Consider the following 18,330-nt stretch of genomic DNA (forward strand, 5'->3'; position numbering starts at 1 on the left):
TCAGGCCTCCTGCCGTTGACGCGCAATGGACAGGTGCGGACGCAGCAGGGCGCCCAAATGATAGAGCGCCAGCAGGGCAATCGCGGCCCCCAGCGGCCACCAGAACAGGTCCTTTTTCGGTTGATGGCTGAGGGTTTTCACCTGATGCGGTGTGAGGGTATCGAGGGTGCCGTAGACCTCGTTCAGCGCATTGCGGTCTTCGGCGCGGAAGAATTTGCCGCCGGTGGCTTCGGCGATCTGCTGCAAGCTGCCGAGATTGACCTTGGCTTCGCCGGAAGCTTGCGGATCGCCGATGCCGATGGTGTGAATCACCACGCCTTTGGCGGCGGCCATGGCAGCGGCGTGATCCGGGGTAATGGCGCTGCTGGTGTCATTGCCATCGGTGAGCAGGATCACCACTTTTTCTTCTTCCTTGGCCTGTTCCAGTAGCTTGAGGCTCAAGCCGATGGCGTCGCCGATGGCCGTGTTGGGGCCCGCCATGCTGATACCCGTGTCGTCCAGCAACAGCGACAGGCTGGCGTGATCGAGGGTCAGCGGCGCTTGCGGATAAGCGCCGCTGCCGAACACGATCAGGCCGAGGCGATCTTCCTTGCGCTTGTCGATAAAGCCCTGCACCACTTCTTTCACGGCGGCCAGGCGATTGATTTTCTGGCCGTTGGCATCCGTGAAGTCGGTGGTTTCCATCGATTGCGACAGGTCGATGGCCAGCATCAGGTCGCGCACCGGTTGTTGGCGTTCGATGGGTTTTTCCACGTACACCGGCCGCGCCGCCGCCACTAGCAGCAGTACCCAGACCAACAGGTTCAACAGCAACTGCCAGCGGTTACTGCGGATGCCGGCCTGACTCGGCGCTTGGCCGACCGCGCGGCTCATCGCCGCAAAAAACGGCACCCGCACCGCACTGCGTGCCTCGCGGTAATCGGGCAGGTAGCGATAGCCAAACCATGGCAATGGCAGCAGCAGTAACAGCCAGGGGTAATCAAGCTGCCACATGATGGTGCTCCACCCAGAGTTTGCAGGTGTCGAACAGGTGCTGGCGTTGCTCGGCGGGCAGGGCGCGCAAGACCGCATCCGGGGCGTAGGCCAGTAGTGACAGTTGCTGGCTGAAGTCGGCGGGCAGGGAGTGCTTGCAGTGCCGCTGCAGGAAAGTTTGCCAATCCTCTTTTCCTAGCGCCGCAGGCCCCTGTAGGAGCAAGGCTTGCCCGCGATGAACGATAACGCGGTTTGTCTGAAGGACCGCAGCGCCTGCATCGCGGGCAAGCCTTGCTCCTACAGACGGCGTGGCAGGCATGGAGATGGCGGTGCGCTTGAGCAACTCCGGAAGTTCGCGCAACGCGCTCAGGTCATCGCTGCGCTTTTGCAACTGCGCCAACCGCACCAACGCCTCGCGCCGATAGCGATCACGCCGCCATTGCCAATAGCGCCGGGCGGCAATGATCAACGCGGTCACCACCAACAAACCGAGCAGCGCCCACCAGCCCCAGGTCTGTGGCGCGTAACTGACTGGCGCAGGCAGGGCTATTTCCTTGAGCTGATCGATGCTTGGAATGTTTGGATTCATCGCCGCCCCCCGGTCAGCTTGCCCAGTTCGGCGCGCAGTTGTTCCTGAGCGTCGAGGGCAGTGCTGAACATCATCAGCGGCACCTGGCTGCGGCGCAGCAGGGTGGCGACGTCCTTGAGCCGACCGCTGAGAAAGTCACCCAGCGGTTGGTGTACCTGCCGACGCTCAACCGCCAGTTCCACCTGCAACTGGCCCTGGGTGACCAGCAAGCGCCCATTTTTCGGCAGCTTCAGCGCCAAGGGGTCGTAGACCTGCATGGCGATCACATCGTTGTGCGCCGCCAACTGCCGCATCAACTGCAAGGTGCGCTCCCCGGCGCCGGCAAAGTCGCTGACGATGCAGATCAGATGATCATGTCCCGCCAGTGCCAGGCACTGTTGCAACACCTTATCGAGTTGGTCTTCGCCTTCAGCGTCCGGGTTGGCGGCACTCAGTTCCTGATTCTGTTGGACGATGCGGCTGCACAGCGCTTCGATCCGCTTACGACTACGCAAGGGTGCAATGGCGTCGATGCGCCGGTCGTTGAACACCAACCCGCCGACACGGTCGCCGGCGTTGAACACCATCCAGGCCGCCAACGCACCGAGTTCGGCGGCAACGGCGGATTTGAAGCTGCGTTGCGAACCGAAAAACATCGACATGCGCTGGTCGACCAGGATCAGCGCCGGGCGGTCACGTTCTTCGGTGAAAGTGCGCACCACCGGTTTCCCGGTGCGCAGCGATGCGCGCCAGTCGAGGTGGCGCAAATCATCGCCGGGCTGATAGCGCCGCAGTTCGTCGAAATTCAAACCACGGCCACGCAGGCGCGAGGCATGGTTGCCGGCGAGGATGCTGCCTTGGGGCTGACGGGCGAGAAAACTCAGGTCACGGGCCTTGAACTCCAGCGCCATCAATTGCGCTAGAGAGACGTAGACCAGGCCGTCAATATTCATGCAGGAATCGCCACTTTATCGAGCAAACGGTCGAGCACCTGATCGGCCGTCACGCCGTCGGCCACGGCGTCGTAACTCAATTGCAGACGATGGCGCAGCACCGGGTGCACCACGGCGCGCACGTTGTCCGGCGAGACGAAGTCCTGACCCTGCAACCACGCATCGGCGCGAGCGCAGCGGTCCAGGCCGATGCCGCCGCGAGGGCTGGCGCCGATGGCGATCCAGCGGCCCAGATCGGCGTCGTAGTCGGCAGGGTGGCGAGTAGCGTTGATCAGATCGATCAGGTAGTTGTCGATGGCGGGCGACACGTGCACGGCACTGACTTCCCGGCGTGCCGCGAAGATCACGTCCTGAGCCAGTGCAAAGCCCTGTATCGCAGCAGTCTTGGCGCCCAGTGCCTGTTCTTCTTCGCGCAACAGGCGCAGGACCTGGCTTTCGTTTTCGGCGCTGGGGTAATCGAGCAGTACTTTCATCAGGAAACGGTCCATCTGCGCTTCCGGCAGCGGGTAAGTGCCTTCCTGTTCGATCGGGTTCTGCGTGGCGATCACGATGAACAGCTGCGGCAATGCGTGGCTGTTACCGGCTACGGTGATCTGCCGTTCTTCCATGGCTTCGAGCAGCGCCGCCTGGACCTTGGCCGGGGCGCGGTTGATCTCGTCGGCCAGGATCAGGTTGCCGAACAGGGGCCCTGGCTGGAAGCGGATCTCGTTTTTGCCTTCGACCTGATGCAGCACCTCGGCACCGGTGATGTCCGAAGGCAGCAAGTCCGGGGTGAACTGAATGCGGCTCATCTTCGCGTCCAGGTGTTTGGACAGCGCCTTGACCGTGCGGGTCTTGGCCAGCCCCGGCAGGCTTTCGAGCAACAAATGTCCGTTGGCCAGAAGGCCCAGGAGGATTTGCCGAATCACCTGATCCTGGCCAAGTACCGCTTCGGCGATGCTGGCTTGCAGCGCGTTGAGATCATTAAGTACGGTCATGCAAGCTCCTAGAAAAATGCCAGGGTCAGGTTGACGCTGAAACCATTGCCTTCGGGCCGGTTCTTGGTGTCGAACTCCGGTATCCAGCGGGCACTCAGGTTGGCCTGGGCGTCGGCGAACTTGCCTTGCCAGCCCACCGCAGGACCTGCGCCGACGGAACGGCCGCGAAAGCCACTGTTTGCGCCGCTTCCCGAGTCGTCGGTGACCTGCTGGATGTAGCCGGCGGCCATGCCGGCGGCCCAGCCATTGCCGAAACCATGGGTCCACAGCGCGTCGAGGGTGAAAATGTTGCCGTTGCGATAATCGGTGGCGTCGTTTTCCGTATAGAACTCCAGGCTGCTCATGAGCGTGAACTCGCCGCCCTTGCCATCCAGATGGGTGAACGCCACGGTGGGCATGAAGGTGTAGTTGTTCTGACCAGGATTGGCCAAGCGATCCTTGTTGTAAGCGCCTGTCGGCACGTAGATGGGCAAGGACAGCGAAAGATGGTTGACCTCGTCGAAGTGGTAACCGGCGTCAATCGGCGTGATCAACAAATCGGCGAACTGGGTGCCGGTGTCCTCGCTGCCCAGCGTCCTGCCACGGGGGCCAGTGATGCTGGCGGTCACGTCGGTGTACTGCACCGGTACGCCGATGGCCGACGCGAAGTTCCAGGCACCCGTGCCGGTATCCCAGACATGGGTGAAGTCGGCGATGGTGTAGGAAACCTGCATGTCTACGCCGGTGCTCAAGGCGCCCCCGATCGGTACCTGCGCGTTGCCCTTGAGTTCGCCGTCGTACCAGAAACTGGTCAATGACATCACCCAGCCCGGTTCCGGCGGCACGACGCCGGCATTGGAGAACACCTGCAGGCCGGTGATCGGCCGGCCCACACCACCTTCTGCGGCAAACACCAAAGGACTGCCGCCCAGCATGCAAAGGGCCAATAAAGGGTGGACTGCTAAAGGCCTGAACATGCCTGGCTCCGCTGATTAGATCTGTTGGGTTAGGGGCATAGGCAACGGTGTTTTCCATTGACTGTTGCTGACTTCTTGCGTGGGTTGCCGGAGGTCGCCAGTGGCGCGGGTATCCAGTCCCTGAGCACCGACCCCACAGCTGGCGAACATGGCCATCAGGCTAAAAACGGCGGCGCGAATAGCAATTTTCATGGTGATGTCCTCACTTTTCGAACGTGACGATAGTCCCGCAGAGCAGGGGGATGTAGTGAGCGTCGAACTTGCGATCAAATGTGCAGATACCCGTCGAACCCGGCACGAGGTTCAGCAGGTTGTAGCTCTGGTTGGCGGTCTCGGCGTTGTAAGCGCGGGCGCAAATAAAAGGCGCAAATAAATCGGCCAGAACAAAGGCGTGCATCCCCAATGTGTTCAACATGATTCCCCGATTCCCTGGTGGCTCATTTGGACAACTCGGCGCTTGGTGGCCGTTACGACGTAATCTCTTTGCTATCAAGGCTGTAGGACACGTCTCTTGAAGCTAGCAGCTAAATGGGGGTTAGCCAGTCGGAGGGGTTTAATTCTTTGATTTTGTGTATACGGTTCTCGTTTTTTGTGTGTACTAAAAAGTTAATTGGGATCAACCTGTTGAAGGCGCGTTGAAAACGAATTCGCGGGCAAGTCGGGTCGCCGCATCGCTCGCTCCTACAGATGGCAGGGTCCGTAGGAGCGAGCGATGCGGCGACCCGACTTGCCCGCGAAGAACGATGACAGGGTATTAAGAAGAGGATCACTCCATCGTTATATAAACACTTAACACTTCCTCGACTGCCCAAATGCCCGCTCTTCCTGCTCCCGCAGCTCCGGCGTCAGCTCAGCGCCGAAATCCTCCATTTCGAATACCTGCCGAATCTCGATCTCAGGCTCCGTACCCGGCATCGGGTTGGGGCAGCGCTTGAGCCATTCGATGGCTTCTTCCTTGGACTTCACCTGCCACAGCCAGAAACCGGCGATCAGTTCCTTGGTTTCGGCGAACGGGCCGTCAATCACCGTCCGTTTGTCGCCGCAAAAGCGTACACGGGCACCTTTGCTGCTCGGGTGCAGGCCTTCGCCGGCCAGGAGGATGCCGGCCTTGGCCAGTTCTTCATTGTAGTTGCCCATGGCGGTCAGCAGTTCGGTGCTGGGCATGATGCCGGCTTCGGAGTCCTGGCTGGCCTTGATGATGATCATGAAGCGCATGGTGTGATCTCCACTGGATTTGAAGGATTCACATATAGTCGAATGATCAACGGCTGAATCGACAGAGATGTAACATTAATCTCTCGGTTCGCCTCGAGCCCGTGTAGGAGCTGCCGAAGGCTGCGATCTTTTGATCTTAAAAAACAAAATCAAAAGATCGCAGCCTTCGGCAGCTCCTACAGGGGAAATTCAGGGTTCCGGGAGGCACTGCATTGCTAGGTCATCGGCCGATTTCGTGGTTAACTTCGGCCTCTTCAAGATTCTCTCCAACAACGTTCAGAAGGACTCCGTTCATGGCTCAAGTGACTCTTAAAGGCAACCCGGTTCAAGTCAATGGCCAGTTGCCACAAGCCGGTTCCAAGGCGCCAGCCTTTTCCCTGGTTGCCGGCAATCTGTCCGACGTCACCCTCAAAGACTTTGCCGGCAAGCGCAAAGTGCTGAACATCTTCCCAAGCATCGACACCCCGACCTGCGCCACTTCGGTACGCAAGTTCAACGCCCAGGCCAACGACATCGCCAACACCGTGGTGCTGTGCATTTCCGCTGACCTGCCGTTTGCCCAAGCGCGTTTCTGCGGCGCTGAAGGCCTGGAAAACGTCCAGAACCTGTCGACCCTGCGCGGTGCAGAGTTCATCCAGAACTACGGCGTGGCCATCGCCGACGGCCCGCTCAAAGGCCTGACCGCCCGTGCTGTCGTTGTACTGGATGAGAACGACAACGTGCTGCACAGCGAATTGGTCAGCGAAATCGCTCAGGAACCAAACTACGAAGCTGCACTCGCTGTATTGAAGTAAGTAGAGTTTTACAATTGTTAACGGCCTGGCCCTGTCCAGGCCGTTTTCATTTGTGGTTCAGTGTCTTACACAAATCTCCTGTTACGTAAGCCAAAGGTAAATTGCCGGTAAAGGCGCTTTGCTTAAACCCCGCCAGTGCTTATCGTTCAGCCTTATGTGATAAACGCCCACGCGCCCAATGGTTGATCTCTCAATGCAATCTTCCGCTTCTCGTAGTCCCCGTCGCTGGCTGTTCGGCCTGCTCGTCTTGTTGGTCATTGCTGGCCTGTGCTGGAAATTCTGGCCCGGGAGTGCTGTGCCGAAAGAGGGGGCACAGTCTAAAGCCGTAGCGGGGCACACCGGCAGGGCAGGCGGGATGCGTCCAGGGTTCGGCGGCGCTACCGGGCCGGTTCCGGTGCGTGTCGCGCCAGCGGTCAAGGGGGACTTCCCGCTGTACTACAAGGCGTTGGGCACCGTGACCGCGCTGAACACCATCAACGTGCGCAGCCGCGTCGCTGGTGAACTGGTCAAAATCTATTTCGAGGAAGGGCAGATGGTTAAGGCTGGCGATCTGCTGGCTGAAATCGACCCACGTCCGTACCAGAACGCCTTGCTCCAGGCCGAAGGCACCTTGTTGCAGAATCAGGCGCAGTTGAAAAATGCCCAAGTGGATGTCGAGCGTTATGCCGGGCTTTACAAGGAAGACAGCATCGCCAAACAGACCCTGGACACCGCCATCGCGCTAGTCGGCCAATTCCAAGGTACGGTCAAGACCAATCAGGCAGCGGTCAACGACGCCAAGCTCAATCTGGAATTCACCAAGATTCGCGCACCGATCACCGGGCGCGTCGGATTGCGTCAGCTCGACGTCGGCAACCTGGTCGCAGCCAACGACACCACGGCGCTGGCGATCATCACCCAGACCCAGCCAATCAGCGTGGCGTTTACATTGCCCGAGAACAGTCTCAATACCGTGCTTGCCCGTTATCGCAGTGGCGCGAAGCTGCCTGCCGAGGCGTGGGATCGCGGGGATACAAAGTTGCAGGCCACGGGCGTGCTGCAAAGCCTGGATAACCAGATCGACGTCACCACCGGCACCCTGAAGTTCAAGGCCCGTTACGACAACCGCGACCAAGTGCTGTTCCCCAACCAATTCGTCAATGTGCGCCTGCTGGCCGACACCCTCAAGGACGTGATCCTGGCGCCTTCCGCCGCGATCCAGTTCGGCACCAACGGCACGTTCGTCTATGCCCTGGATGGCGACAAGAAGGTCAAGATCCATCAACTGAAAATCGGTGCCAGCGACGGCAATAACACCGTGGTCACCGAAGGCCTGGTTGCCGGTGATCGCGTGGTACTGGAAGGCACCGACCGCCTGAAGGACGGCAGCGACGTGGAAGTGGTCAACGACCCGCAGCAAGTGCCGACCAGCCCCGCTGGCCATCTGCAAGGCAAGTCGGCAGCCAACTCCACTGAACCGGCACCTGCCGACAAGGCGAAAAAGGGCGGCGCATGAATCTCTCGCGGCTGTTCATCCTTCGTCCGGTAGCGACCACCCTGAGCATGCTGGCCATCGTTCTGGCCGGCGTGATCGCCTATCGCCTGTTGCCGGTATCGGCATTGCCCCAGGTCGATTACCCGACCATTCGTGTCATGACCCTCTATCCCGGTGCCAGCCCGGACGTCATGACCAGCGCTGTGACCGCGCCGCTTGAACGCCAGTTCGGGCAGATGCCGGGCCTGACGCAAATGGCTTCGACCAGTTCCGGTGGCGCTTCGGTGCTGACCCTGCGTTTCAGCCTGGACATCAATATGGATGTCGCCGAGCAGCAGGTGCAGGCCGCAATCAACGCCGCGACCAACTTGCTGCCCAAGGACCTGCCAGCGCCACCGGTGTACAACAAGGTCAACCCGGCCGATACGCCGGTGCTGACCCTGGCCATCACTTCAAAAACCATGTTGTTGCCCAAGCTCAACGATCTGGTCGATACGCGCATGGCGCAGAAAATCGCCCAGATCAGCGGCGTCGGCATGGTCAGCATTGCCGGCGGCCAGCGTCAGGCGGTGCGGATCAAGGTCAATCCCGAAGCCTTGGCGGCCAACGGTCTGAACCTGTCGGACGTACGCACCCTGATCGGTGCCTCCAACGTCAACCAGCCCAAGGGCAACTTCGACGGCCCGACCCGGGTGTCGATGCTCGATGCAAACGATCAACTGACCTCGCCAGAGGACTATGCCAACCTGATCCTGGCCTACGCCAATGGCGCGCCGTTGCGCCTTAAAGATGTCGCGGAGATTGTCGACGGCGCCGAAAACGAACGTCTGGCGGCCTGGGCCAATGAAAACCAGGCGGTGTTGCTGAATATCCAGCGGCAACCGGGGGCCAACGTCATCGAAGTGGTGGACCGGATCAAGGCCCTGCTGCCGAGCATCACGGACAACCTGCCGGCCGGCCTCGACGTCATTGTGTTGACCGACCGCACTCAGACCATCCGCGCCTCGGTCAAGGATGTGCAGCACGAACTGCTGATCGCCATCGCCCTGGTAGTGATGGTCACCTTCCTGTTCCTGCGTCGGGCCAGCGCCACCATCATTCCGTCGGTGGCCGTGCCGCTGTCGCTGATCGGTACGTTCGGCGTGATGTACCTCGCCGGGTTTTCGGTCAACAACCTGACGCTGATGGCCCTGACCATCGCCACCGGTTTTGTGGTGGACGATGCGATCGTGATGCTGGAGAACATTTCCCGCTTCATCGAAGAGGGTGACAGCCCTCTGAATGCGGCGCTCAAGGGCGCCAAGCAGATCGGCTTCACCCTGATCTCCCTGACCCTGTCGCTGATCGCGGTATTGATTCCGCTGCTGTTCATGGCCGACGTGGTCGGGCGCTTGTTCCGTGAGTTTGCCATCACCCTGGCGGTGGCGATTCTGATTTCCCTGGTGGTGTCCCTGACTCTGACGCCGATGATGTGCGCGCGCCTGCTCAAGCGCGAACCCAAGGAAGACGAACAGGGCTGCTTCTATCGCGCCAGCGGTGCCTTCATCGACTGGATGATCGCCGCCTACGGTCGCAAATTACAGTGGGTGCTCAAGCACCAGCCGCTGACGTTGCTGGTGGCCATCGGCACTTTGGCACTGACGGTCGTCCTGTACATGGCTGTGCCCAAGGGCTTCTTTCCGGTGCAGGACACCGGGGTGATCCAGGGCATATCCGAAGCGCCGCAGTCGATTTCCTTTGCTGCCATGAGCGAGCGTCAGCAGGAGCTGGCCAAGGTGATCCTGGCCGATCCGGCGGTGGAGAGCCTGTCGTCTTACATCGGTGTCGACGGTGACAACTCGACGCTCAACAGCGGCCGTCTGCTGATCAACCTCAAGGCCCATGGCGAGCGTGATCTGAGCGCCAATGGTGTGATTGCGCGCTTGCAGCCCGAGTTGGACAAGCTGGTCGGTATCCGTCTGTTCATGCAGCCGGTGCAGGACCTGACCATCGAGGACCGGGTCAGCCGCACGCAGTACCAGTTCAGTATGTCGTCGCCGGATGCCGAACTGCTGAGCCTGTGGAGCGGGCGTTTGGTCGAAGCCCTGGCCGAACGCCCGGAGCTGACCGACGTTGCCAGTGATTTGCAGGACAAGGGCTTGCAGGTCTATCTGGTGATCGACCGTGACGCTGCGTCGCGGGTCGGGGTGTCGGTGTCGAACATCACCGATGCGCTGTACGACGCCTTCGGCCAGCGGCAGATTTCCACTATCTACACCCAGGCCAGCCAGTATCGCGTGGTCCTGCAATCGCAGTCCGGCGAGAAGATCGGCCCGCAGGCTTTGGACCAGATCCACGTCAAGACCACCGACGGCGGTCAGGTGCGGCTGTCGAGCCTGGCGCACATCGAAGAACGCCAGGCGCAACTGGCGATCACCCATATCGGCCAATTCCCGGCCGTGATGATGTCGTTCAACCTGGCGCCCGGCGTGGCGCTGGGACATGCGGTGCAGATCATTGAGCAGGTGCAGAAGGACATCGGCATGCCGATTGGTGTGCAGACCCAGTTCCAGGGCGCGGCCGAGGCCTTCCAGGCGTCGCTGTCGAGCACCTTGCTGCTGATTCTGGCGGCGGTGGTGACCATGTACATCGTGCTGGGCGTGCTGTACGAGAGCTACATCCACCCGATCACCATTCTTTCGACCTTGCCGTCGGCGGCAGTCGGCGCCTTGTTGGCGTTGATCCTCAGCGGCAACGACCTGGGGATGATCGCGATCATCGGCATCATCCTGTTGATCGGCATCGTGAAGAAGAACGCGATCATGATGATCGACTTCGCCCTCGACGCTGAGCGTAATCAGGGCATGGACCCGCAGACCGCGATCTACCAAGCGGCCTTGCTGCGGTTCCGGCCGATTCTGATGACCACCCTGGCGGCCTTGTTCGGCGCGGTACCGCTGATGCTGGCCACAGGCTCTGGCGCGGAATTGCGTCAGCCGTTGGGTCTGGTGATGGTCGGGGGGCTGTTGCTCAGCCAGATTCTGACGCTGTTCACCACGCCGGTGATCTACCTGTACTTCGACCGGTTGGGTCGGCGCTTCGGCAAATCTAAAGCCGAAGAGGTGTCGGTATGATCCTGTGCACTCACACCCCCTGTGGGAGCGAGCTTGCTCGCGATGGGGCCATTACAGACAACATTGATGTTGGCAGATCTACCGCTATCGCGAGCATGCTCGCTCCTACAGGGATTGATGCCGGGAGGGAAGGTCGATGAATCTTTCCGGCCCTTTCATCAAGCGTCCCGTGGCAACGATGTTGCTGAGCCTGGCGATCATGTTGCTCGGCGGCGTGAGCTTCGGCCTGCTGCCAGTGTCGCCGCTGCCGCAAATGGACTTCCCGGTGATCGTGGTCCAGGCCAGCCTGCCCGGTGCCAGTCCCGAGGTGATGGCCTCGACGGTGGCGACGCCGCTGGAGCGCTCCTTCGGCACTATTGCCGGGGTCAACACCATGAGCAGCCGATCCAGCCAGGGTTCGACCCGGGTGATCCTGCAATTCGACCTCGACCGCGACATCAACGGCGCAGCGCGAGAAGTGCAGGCGGCGATCAACGCCTCGCGCAACCTGCTGCCCAGCGGTATGCGCAGCATGCCGACCTACAAGAAGGTCAACCCGTCCCAGGCACCGATCATGGTGTTGTCGCTGACCTCGGACGTGCTGGAAAAAGGCCAGCTATACGACCTGGCCTCCACCATTCTGTCCCAGAGCCTGTCGCAGGTGCAGGGCGTCGGTGAAGTGCAGATCGGCGGCAGTTCGCTGCCGGCAGTGCGCATCGAACTCGAACCTCAAGCGCTGAACCAGTACGGCGTGGCGCTGGATGACGTGCGCAATACCATTGCCAACGCGAACGTTCGCCGGCCCAAGGGCTCGGTGGAAGACGGTCAGCGGTTGTGGCAGGTGCAGGCCAATGACCAACTGGAAAAAGCCAAGGACTACGAATCGCTGATCATCCACTACGCGGACGGCGCGGCCCTGCGCCTGAAGGACGTGGCCAGGGTCATTGACGGCGTCGAAGACCGCTACAACAGTGGCTTCTTCAACGATGATTCGGCGGTGCTGCTGGTGATCAACCGCCAGGCCGGCGCCAACATCATCGAGACGGTCAACGAGATCAAGGCCCAGCTGCCGGCGTTGCAGGCGGTGCTGCCGGCCAGCGTCAAGCTGAACCTGGCCATGGACCGTTCGCCGGTGATCAAGGCGACGCTGCACGAAGCGGAGATGACGTTGCTGATCGCCGTGGCGTTGGTGATCCTGGTGGTGTTCCTGTTTCTCGGAAACTTCCGTGCCTCACTGATCCCGACCCTGGCGGTGCCGGTGTCGCTGGTGGGCACCTTTGCCGTGATGTACCTCTACGGCTTCTCCCTGAACAATCTGTCGCTGATGGCACTGATCCTCGCCACCGGCCTGGTGGTGGACGATGCCATCGTGGTGCTGGAGAACATTTCCCGGCACATCGACGAAGGCGTCAAACCGATGAAGGCTGCATATCTCGGGGCGCAGGAAGTCGGCTTCACTTTGCTGTCGATGAACGTGTCGCTGGTCGCAGTATTCCTGTCGATCCTGTTCATGGGCGGGATCATCGAGAGCCTGTTCCGCGAATTTTCCATCACACTGGCGGCGGCGATCGTGGTCTCGCTGCTGGTCTCGCTGACACTGACGCCGATGCTCTGTGCGCGTTGGCTCAAACCCCATACCCCCGGCCAGGAAAACCGTCTGCAACGCTGGAGCCAGCGCACCAACGAATGGATGGTCGGCAAATACGCCACCAGCCTCGACTGGGTGCTGCGTCATCGCCGCTTGACCTTGCTCAGCCTGTTCGTGACCGTCGGCGTCAACGTTGCCCTTTACGTGGTGGTGCCGAAAACCTTTCTGCCGCAGCAGGACACCGGCCAGTTGATCGGTTTCGTGCGGGGCGACGACGGTCTGTCGTTCAGCGTGATGCAGCCAAAGATGGAGACGTTCCGCCGCGCCGTGCTCAAGGATGATGCCGTGGAAAGCGTCGCCGGCTTCATCGGCGGCACCAACGGCACCAACAACGCATTCATGCTGGTGCGCCTCAAGCCCATCAAGGAACGCAATATTTCCGCACAGAAGGTCATCGAGCGGCTGCGCAAGGAAATGCCCAAGGTGCCCGGTGCGCAGTTGATGTTGATGGCCGACCAGGACCTGCAATTCGGCGGTGGCCGCGAACAGACCACGTCGCAGTATTCCTACATCCTGCAAAGCGGAGACCTGGGGGCGTTGCGCGAGTGGTATCCGAAGGTAGTCACCGCACTCCGGGCCTTGCCGGAGCTGACGGCGATTGACGCTCGGGAAGGCCGTGGTGCCCAGCAAGTGAAGTTGATTGTCGATCGCGATCAGGCCAAGCGTCTGGGGATCGACATGGACATGGTCACGGCGGTGCTGAACAACGCCTACAGCCAGCGGCAGATATCGACCATCTACGACAGCCTCAACCAATATCAGGTGGTCATGGAGGTCAATCAGAAATACGCCCAGGACCCGATCACGCTCAATCAGGTACAGGTGATCACCGCTGACGGCGCGCGGGTTCCGCTGTCGACCATTGCCCATTACGAAAACAGCCTGGAAGACGACCGGGTCAGCCACGAAGGGCAGTTCGCCTCGGAAAGTATTTCTTTCGACATGGCCGAAGGCGTGACGGTGGAGCAGGGCAGTGCCGCCATCGAACGGGCGATTGCCGCCGTGGGGCTGCCGGAAGACGTGATCGCGAAAATGGCCGGCACCGCCGATGCCTTTGCCGCGACACAGAAGAGCCAGCCGTTCATGATCCTTGGCGCGCTGGTGGCGGTGTACCTGGTGCTCGGCGTGCTCTATGAAAGCTACATCCATCCGCTGACCATTCTCTCGACCTTACCTTCGGCGGGGGTCGGTGCATTGCTGTCGATCTATGTCCTGGGCGGCGAATTCAGCCTGATCTCGTTGCTGGGGCTGTTCCTGCTGATCGGCGTGGTGAAGAAAAACGCCATTTTGATGATCGACCTGGCCCTGCAACTTGAACGCCACCAGGGCATGGCGCCGCTGGAGTCGATTCGCAATGCCTGCCTGCAACGTCTGCGGCCGATCCTGATGACCACCCTGGCGGCGATCCTTGGTGCCTTGCCGTTGCTGCTCAGCCGCGCCGAAGGGGCGGAAATGCGCCAGCCCCTGGGCCTGACCATCATCGGCGGACTGATCTTCAGCCAAGTGCTGACCCTTTACACCACCCCGGTGGTTTACCTCTATCTCGACAAACTGCGCCATCGCTTCAACAAATGGCGTGGGGTGCGTACTGATGCTGCTCTGGAAACTCCGCTATGACTGACCGTTCGCTGTTCAACCTGGCTTCACCGCTGGCCACATCGCTGATTAAGGCCCGAGGCTCGCGGTTGTTGAGCCTGTCGCTGTGCGTGACGATGCTCAGTGCTTGCGCCGTCGGCCCGGATTACCAGCGCCCGCAAACCGCGGAAATCGCGCAGTACAAGGAAGCAGCGGGCTGGCGTCAGGCCAGCCCCAGCGACGCTCTGGCCCGCGGCGCGTGGTGGGAGCTGTATGGCGATCAGCAACTCAACGGGCTGATCGAAAAACTCAACAGTTCCAACCAGACCGTTGCCCAGTCCGAAGCCCAGTACCGTCAGGCCCAGGCCTTGGTGCGCAGTGCCCGTGGAGCGTTTTTCCCGACGGTGGACCTGACTGCCGGCAAAACCCGCTCCAGCCAAGGCACCGGCAGCAGCAGTTCCAGCCTGAGCAGTTCTTCGAGCGGTATCCGCAACACCTACACCGCTCAGGCCGGTGTCAGCTGGGAGGCGGATGTCTGGGGCAAGCTGCGCCGTGGCCTGGAAGCCGATACCGCCAATGCACAGGCCAGCTATGCCGATCTGGCGGCGATGCGCTTGAGCCAGCAGTCGGAATTGGTGCAGAACTACCTGCAATTGCGAGTCATCGATGAACAGAAGCGCCTGCTGGAAGCGACCGTAGCGGCGTACCAGCGCTCGCTGGCCATGACCGAGAACCAGTACCGTGCCGGTGTCTCCGGCAAAGATGCAGTGGCCCAGGCGCAGACCCAGCTCAAGAGCACCGAGGCGGACCTGGTCGACCTGATCTGGCAACGCGCCCAGTTCGAAAATGCCATCGCCGTGTTGATCGGCCTGCCGCCGGCCGAGTTCAAACTGGCTGAAACCCAAGACATCCCGACCTTGCCCGACGTGCCCCTGAGCTTGCCTTCGCAATTGTTGGAACGGCGTCCGGACATCGCCTCGGCCGAACGCTCGGTGATCGCCGCCAATGCCAACATCGGCGTGGCCAAGGCCGCTTACTACCCAGACTTCACCCTGAGCCTCAATGGCGGTTACAGCAGCAGTACCTCCAAAGACCTGTTCAGCGTGCCAAACCGTTTCTGGTCGGTGGGCCCGCAGCTGGCCATGACCTTGTTCGACGGCGGCCAGCGCTCGGCGGAAGTGGACCGCAGCGAAGCGGCCTACGATGAAACCGTGGCCAAATACCGTCAGACCGTGCTCGACGGTTTCCGGGAGGTGGAAGACTTCCTGGTGCAGCTCAAGGTCCTGGAGAACGAAGCCGTGGTTCGCCAGCAAGCCCTGGATGCGGCGCGCGAGTCCTTGCGCCTGACCCAGAACCAGTACAAGGCTGGCTTGATTGCCTACCTGGATGTGGTGGTGGTTCAGGCCACGGCATTGAGCAATGAGCGCACGGCATTGACCCTGTTGCAGAGCCGCTTGATCGCCAGCGTGCAGTTGATTGCGGCGCTGGGGGGCGGCTGGGATGGGCAGCTCGAACTAAGCAATAACTGACACCTGGAACCTGTAGGAGCAGAGCTTGCTCGCGATAGCGGCGTATCTGTCGACATGGATGTTGAATGTCAATGCGCTATCGCGAGCAAGCTTTGCTCCTACAAGGGTGCGGCAGGTCCAACGCCTTTGATCCAGAGCCTTTTTTTCAATCAAACAAGCGTTTCATCGGACTGATGGCTAAATGATTACTTTTTCAGTGCGTTCTTTAGCGCAATCAGTACAATCGCCAAATTTGCCCCACCGAGAAAGGAAGCAGTACGGGGGGCGGTGGCGAGACGTCTTATGCTCATCGGTAGTTACTCTCCAACGCTGGTAATCATCTCGCTTTGCGTGGCGATTCTCGCCTCCTACACAGCGCTCGACCTGACCGGGCGTATCGCCACCGCCAAGGGGCGAGCCGTGCATTTATGGACGGCGGGTGGCGCTTTCGCCATGGGCATCGGCGTGTGGTCGATGCATTTCATTGGCATGCTGGCGTTCAAGCTGCCGATTGACCTCGGTTACGACCTTTCCATTACCCTGCTGTCGCTGTTGATCGGGATCCTCTCCTGCGGCTTCGCCTTGTGGCTGGTCAGTCAACCGCAATTGCCGGTCTGGCAACTGGCCTTCGGCGCACTGGTGATGGGGGCGGGCATCAGTGCCATGCATTACACCGGCATGGCCGCCATGCGCATGCAACCGGGGATCGATTACGACCCGACATTGTTCAGTAGCTCGTTGCTGATTGCAGTAGGGGCTTCCGGGGCGGCGTTGTGGATCGCTTTTCGTCTGCGTCAGCATACGCCCCATGTACGCCTGATTCGTGGCGGCGCGGCAGTGATCATGGGCATTGCCATCGTCGGCATGCACTACACGGGGATGGCCGCCGCACAGTTTCCGGAAGGCAGTTTTTGTGGCGCCGCGGTGGATGGGTTGAACGGCAATGGCCTGGACAACCTGGTGCTGATCACGACCTTGGCGGTACTGAGCATTGCCCTGCTGACCTCGATCCTGGATGCGCGCCTGGAAGCGCGTACCGCCAGCCTTGCCCAATCATTGACCGAAGCCAACCGCGAGCTGACCCAACTGGCCCTGCACGACACCCTGACCGGCCTGCCGAATCGCATTTTGCTGGCCGATCGCATCGACCAGGCGATCTCCAGGGTAAACGGCGAGGGCGGTTGCTTTGCCTTAATGTTTATTGATCTGGACGGTTTTAAACCCGTTAACGATGCCTTCGGCCACCACATGGGCGATCAGCTGTTGCGTGAAGTCAGTTTGCGCTTGCGCGAGGACCTGCGCAGCCAGGACACGCTGGCCCGCATCGGTGGCGATGAGTTCGTGCTGCTGGTGCAGCTCAGCGAGCAGAATGACGCGATGAACCTGGCAGCCCGTCAGGTCGGCTTGATCGCCCGTTCGTTTCGCGTCGCCGAACATGATTTGCACATCTCTGCCAGCGTCGGCATTGCGCTCTATCCGGGCAATGGCCAGAACGCCCACGAATTGCTGATGAACGCGGACGCGGCGATGTACCACGCCAAGGGCGCGGGCAAAAACGGCTACAGCTTCTTCGATGCCTCGATGAACGGCAACGCCCGCAAGCAACTGCAACTGCTGCAAGACCTGCGCATTGCCATTGAACAGCAGCAGTTCACGCTGCATTACCAACCCAAGTTCGACGCCAGCAATGGTCAACCGGTCGGCGCCGAAGCGTTGCTGCGCTGGGAGCATCCGACCCAGGGCATGTTGCTGCCGGACAAGTTCATCGAGTTGGCGGAAAAAACCGGGTTGATCATCCCGATCGGCGAGTGGGTGCTTAATGAAGCCTGCCGGCAGATGCGCGAATGGTACGTGCTGGGCTACACCGGCTGGCGTATCGCAGTGAACCTCTCGGCCTTGCAGTTCTGCCACGCCGGGTTGGTGCAGAGTGTCGCCAAGGCGCTGGCCACGCACCGCTTGCCGGCCAACAGCCTGACCCTGGAAATCACCGAAACCACCGCCATGAACGATGCCGATGCGAGCATGACGGTACTGCAGGAGCTGTCGGAAATGGGCGTCGACCTGTCCATCGATGACTTCGGCACCGGGTATTCGAGCCTGATGTATCTCAAGCGCCTGCCGGCCAATGAGCTGAAAATCGACCGTGGCTTTGTGCGTGACCTGGAGCGCGACAGCGACGATGCGGCCATCGTTTCCGCCATCGTCGCGCTGGGTCAGGCGCTGGGCCTGCGCATTGTGGCCGAAGGTGTGGAAACCGACGTGCAGCAGGACTTCCTGACCCAATTGGGATGCAACTCGTTGCAGGGCTATCTGCTTGGGCATCCATTGCCGGCTGAGCGGTTCATGCTGGAAATTCACCGCTCCGAGCAATTGGCACTGGCTTGATCTGTGGCGAGGGGATTTATCCCCGTTGGGGCGCGAAGCGGCCCTCTATTTACTCAAACAGGCCCATTTCTCCAGGCAGATCTGGTTTACCGAATTGACGACTGCTCCGCAGCCGAACGGGGATAAATCCCCTCGCCACAGTAAATCTCCACAGCAGCGTGTTCGATAACCGCATCATGCAAAATCCGAAAAGGCCGGTTATTCTTCCCCCCG

At 60.6% G+C, this 18,330-nt stretch carries 14 protein-coding genes; 6 read left to right on the forward strand and 8 right to left on the reverse strand.

Annotated features, from left to right (window positions below):
* The 8 genes from ABTV22_RS13370 to ABTV22_RS13405 form a co-directional block, all read right to left on the reverse strand.
* On the reverse strand, positions 1 to 993 hold the full coding sequence (locus ABTV22_RS13370) for a vWA domain-containing protein (protein ID WP_433740781.1): 993 nt from the start codon (positions 991 to 993) through the stop codon (positions 1 to 3).
* Positions 980 to 1,561, reverse strand: coding sequence for a DUF4381 domain-containing protein (locus ABTV22_RS13375; RefSeq protein ID WP_433740783.1), 582 nt, complete (start codon positions 1,559 to 1,561; stop codon positions 980 to 982). Before ABTV22_RS13375 ends, ABTV22_RS13370 begins: the two co-directional genes overlap by 14 nt.
* Positions 1,558 to 2,493 carry a DUF58 domain-containing protein gene (locus tag ABTV22_RS13380; protein ID WP_433740785.1) on the reverse strand — a complete coding sequence of 312 codons (936 nt, stop codon included), beginning with the start codon at positions 2,491 to 2,493 and terminating at the stop codon, positions 1,558 to 1,560. The genes ABTV22_RS13375 and ABTV22_RS13380 overlap by 4 nt, the downstream gene beginning before the upstream one ends.
* Entirely contained in the window at positions 2,490 to 3,470 is a 981-nt protein-coding gene (locus tag ABTV22_RS13385) for an AAA family ATPase (protein ID WP_433740787.1), read from the reverse strand. The genes ABTV22_RS13380 and ABTV22_RS13385 overlap by 4 nt, the downstream gene beginning before the upstream one ends.
* Positions 3,471 to 3,478: 8 nt before the next feature.
* Entirely contained in the window at positions 3,479 to 4,426 is a 948-nt protein-coding gene (locus ABTV22_RS13390; protein ID WP_433740788.1) for a SphA family protein, read from the reverse strand.
* A 15-nt stretch (positions 4,427 to 4,441) separates the two neighbouring features.
* Complete coding sequence (locus ABTV22_RS13395; protein ID WP_433740790.1) at positions 4,442 to 4,618, reverse strand: hypothetical protein; 177 nt, start codon at positions 4,616 to 4,618, stop codon at positions 4,442 to 4,444.
* Between the two features lie 10 nt (positions 4,619 to 4,628).
* Positions 4,629 to 4,841, reverse strand: a complete 213-nt coding sequence (locus ABTV22_RS13400) for a hypothetical protein (RefSeq protein ID WP_433740792.1) — start codon at positions 4,839 to 4,841, stop codon at positions 4,629 to 4,631.
* 374 nt (positions 4,842 to 5,215) lie between these two features.
* A complete protein-coding gene (locus ABTV22_RS13405) occupies positions 5,216 to 5,641 on the reverse strand; it encodes a YciI family protein (protein ID WP_433740793.1) in 426 nt (141 codons plus the stop codon).
* Positions 5,642 to 5,934: 293 nt separating this feature from the next.
* Here ABTV22_RS13405 and tpx point away from each other — a divergent pair, with 293 nt between their 5' ends.
* The 6 genes from tpx to ABTV22_RS13435 all read left to right on the forward strand — a co-directional run bounded on the left by tpx (position 5,935) and on the right by ABTV22_RS13435 (position 18,117).
* On the forward strand, positions 5,935 to 6,435 hold the full coding sequence (gene tpx / locus ABTV22_RS13410; protein WP_433740795.1) for a thiol peroxidase: 501 nt from the start codon (positions 5,935 to 5,937) through the stop codon (positions 6,433 to 6,435).
* 178 nt (positions 6,436 to 6,613) lie between these two features.
* Positions 6,614 to 7,930, forward strand: coding sequence for an MdtA/MuxA family multidrug efflux RND transporter periplasmic adaptor subunit (locus ABTV22_RS13415; RefSeq protein ID WP_433740797.1), 1,317 nt, complete (start codon positions 6,614 to 6,616; stop codon positions 7,928 to 7,930).
* Positions 7,927 to 11,022 (forward strand): MdtB/MuxB family multidrug efflux RND transporter permease subunit, encoded by a 3,096-nt coding sequence (locus ABTV22_RS13420; protein ID WP_433740799.1) that lies wholly within the window; start codon positions 7,927 to 7,929, stop codon positions 11,020 to 11,022. Before ABTV22_RS13415 ends, ABTV22_RS13420 begins: the two co-directional genes overlap by 4 nt.
* 136 nt (positions 11,023 to 11,158) lie before the next feature.
* Positions 11,159 to 14,266 carry an efflux RND transporter permease subunit gene (locus tag ABTV22_RS13425; RefSeq protein WP_433740801.1) on the forward strand — a complete coding sequence of 1,036 codons (3,108 nt, stop codon included), beginning with the start codon at positions 11,159 to 11,161 and terminating at the stop codon, positions 14,264 to 14,266.
* The gene (locus ABTV22_RS13430; RefSeq protein WP_433740803.1) at positions 14,263 to 15,753 is read left to right on the forward strand and encodes an efflux transporter outer membrane subunit; all 1,491 of its coding nucleotides are present in this window, start codon (positions 14,263 to 14,265) and stop codon (positions 15,751 to 15,753) included. Before ABTV22_RS13425 ends, ABTV22_RS13430 begins: the two co-directional genes overlap by 4 nt.
* A 282-nt stretch (positions 15,754 to 16,035) precedes the next feature.
* Entirely contained in the window at positions 16,036 to 18,117 is a 2,082-nt protein-coding gene (locus tag ABTV22_RS13435) for a putative bifunctional diguanylate cyclase/phosphodiesterase (protein ID WP_433740805.1), read from the forward strand.
* Positions 18,118 to 18,330: the final 213 nt, after the last annotated feature.

Origin of the sequence: Pseudomonas putida (assembly GCF_050990305.1) — a bacterium.
Classification (GTDB): Bacteria; Pseudomonadota; Gammaproteobacteria; order Pseudomonadales; family Pseudomonadaceae; genus Aquipseudomonas; species Aquipseudomonas putida_AH.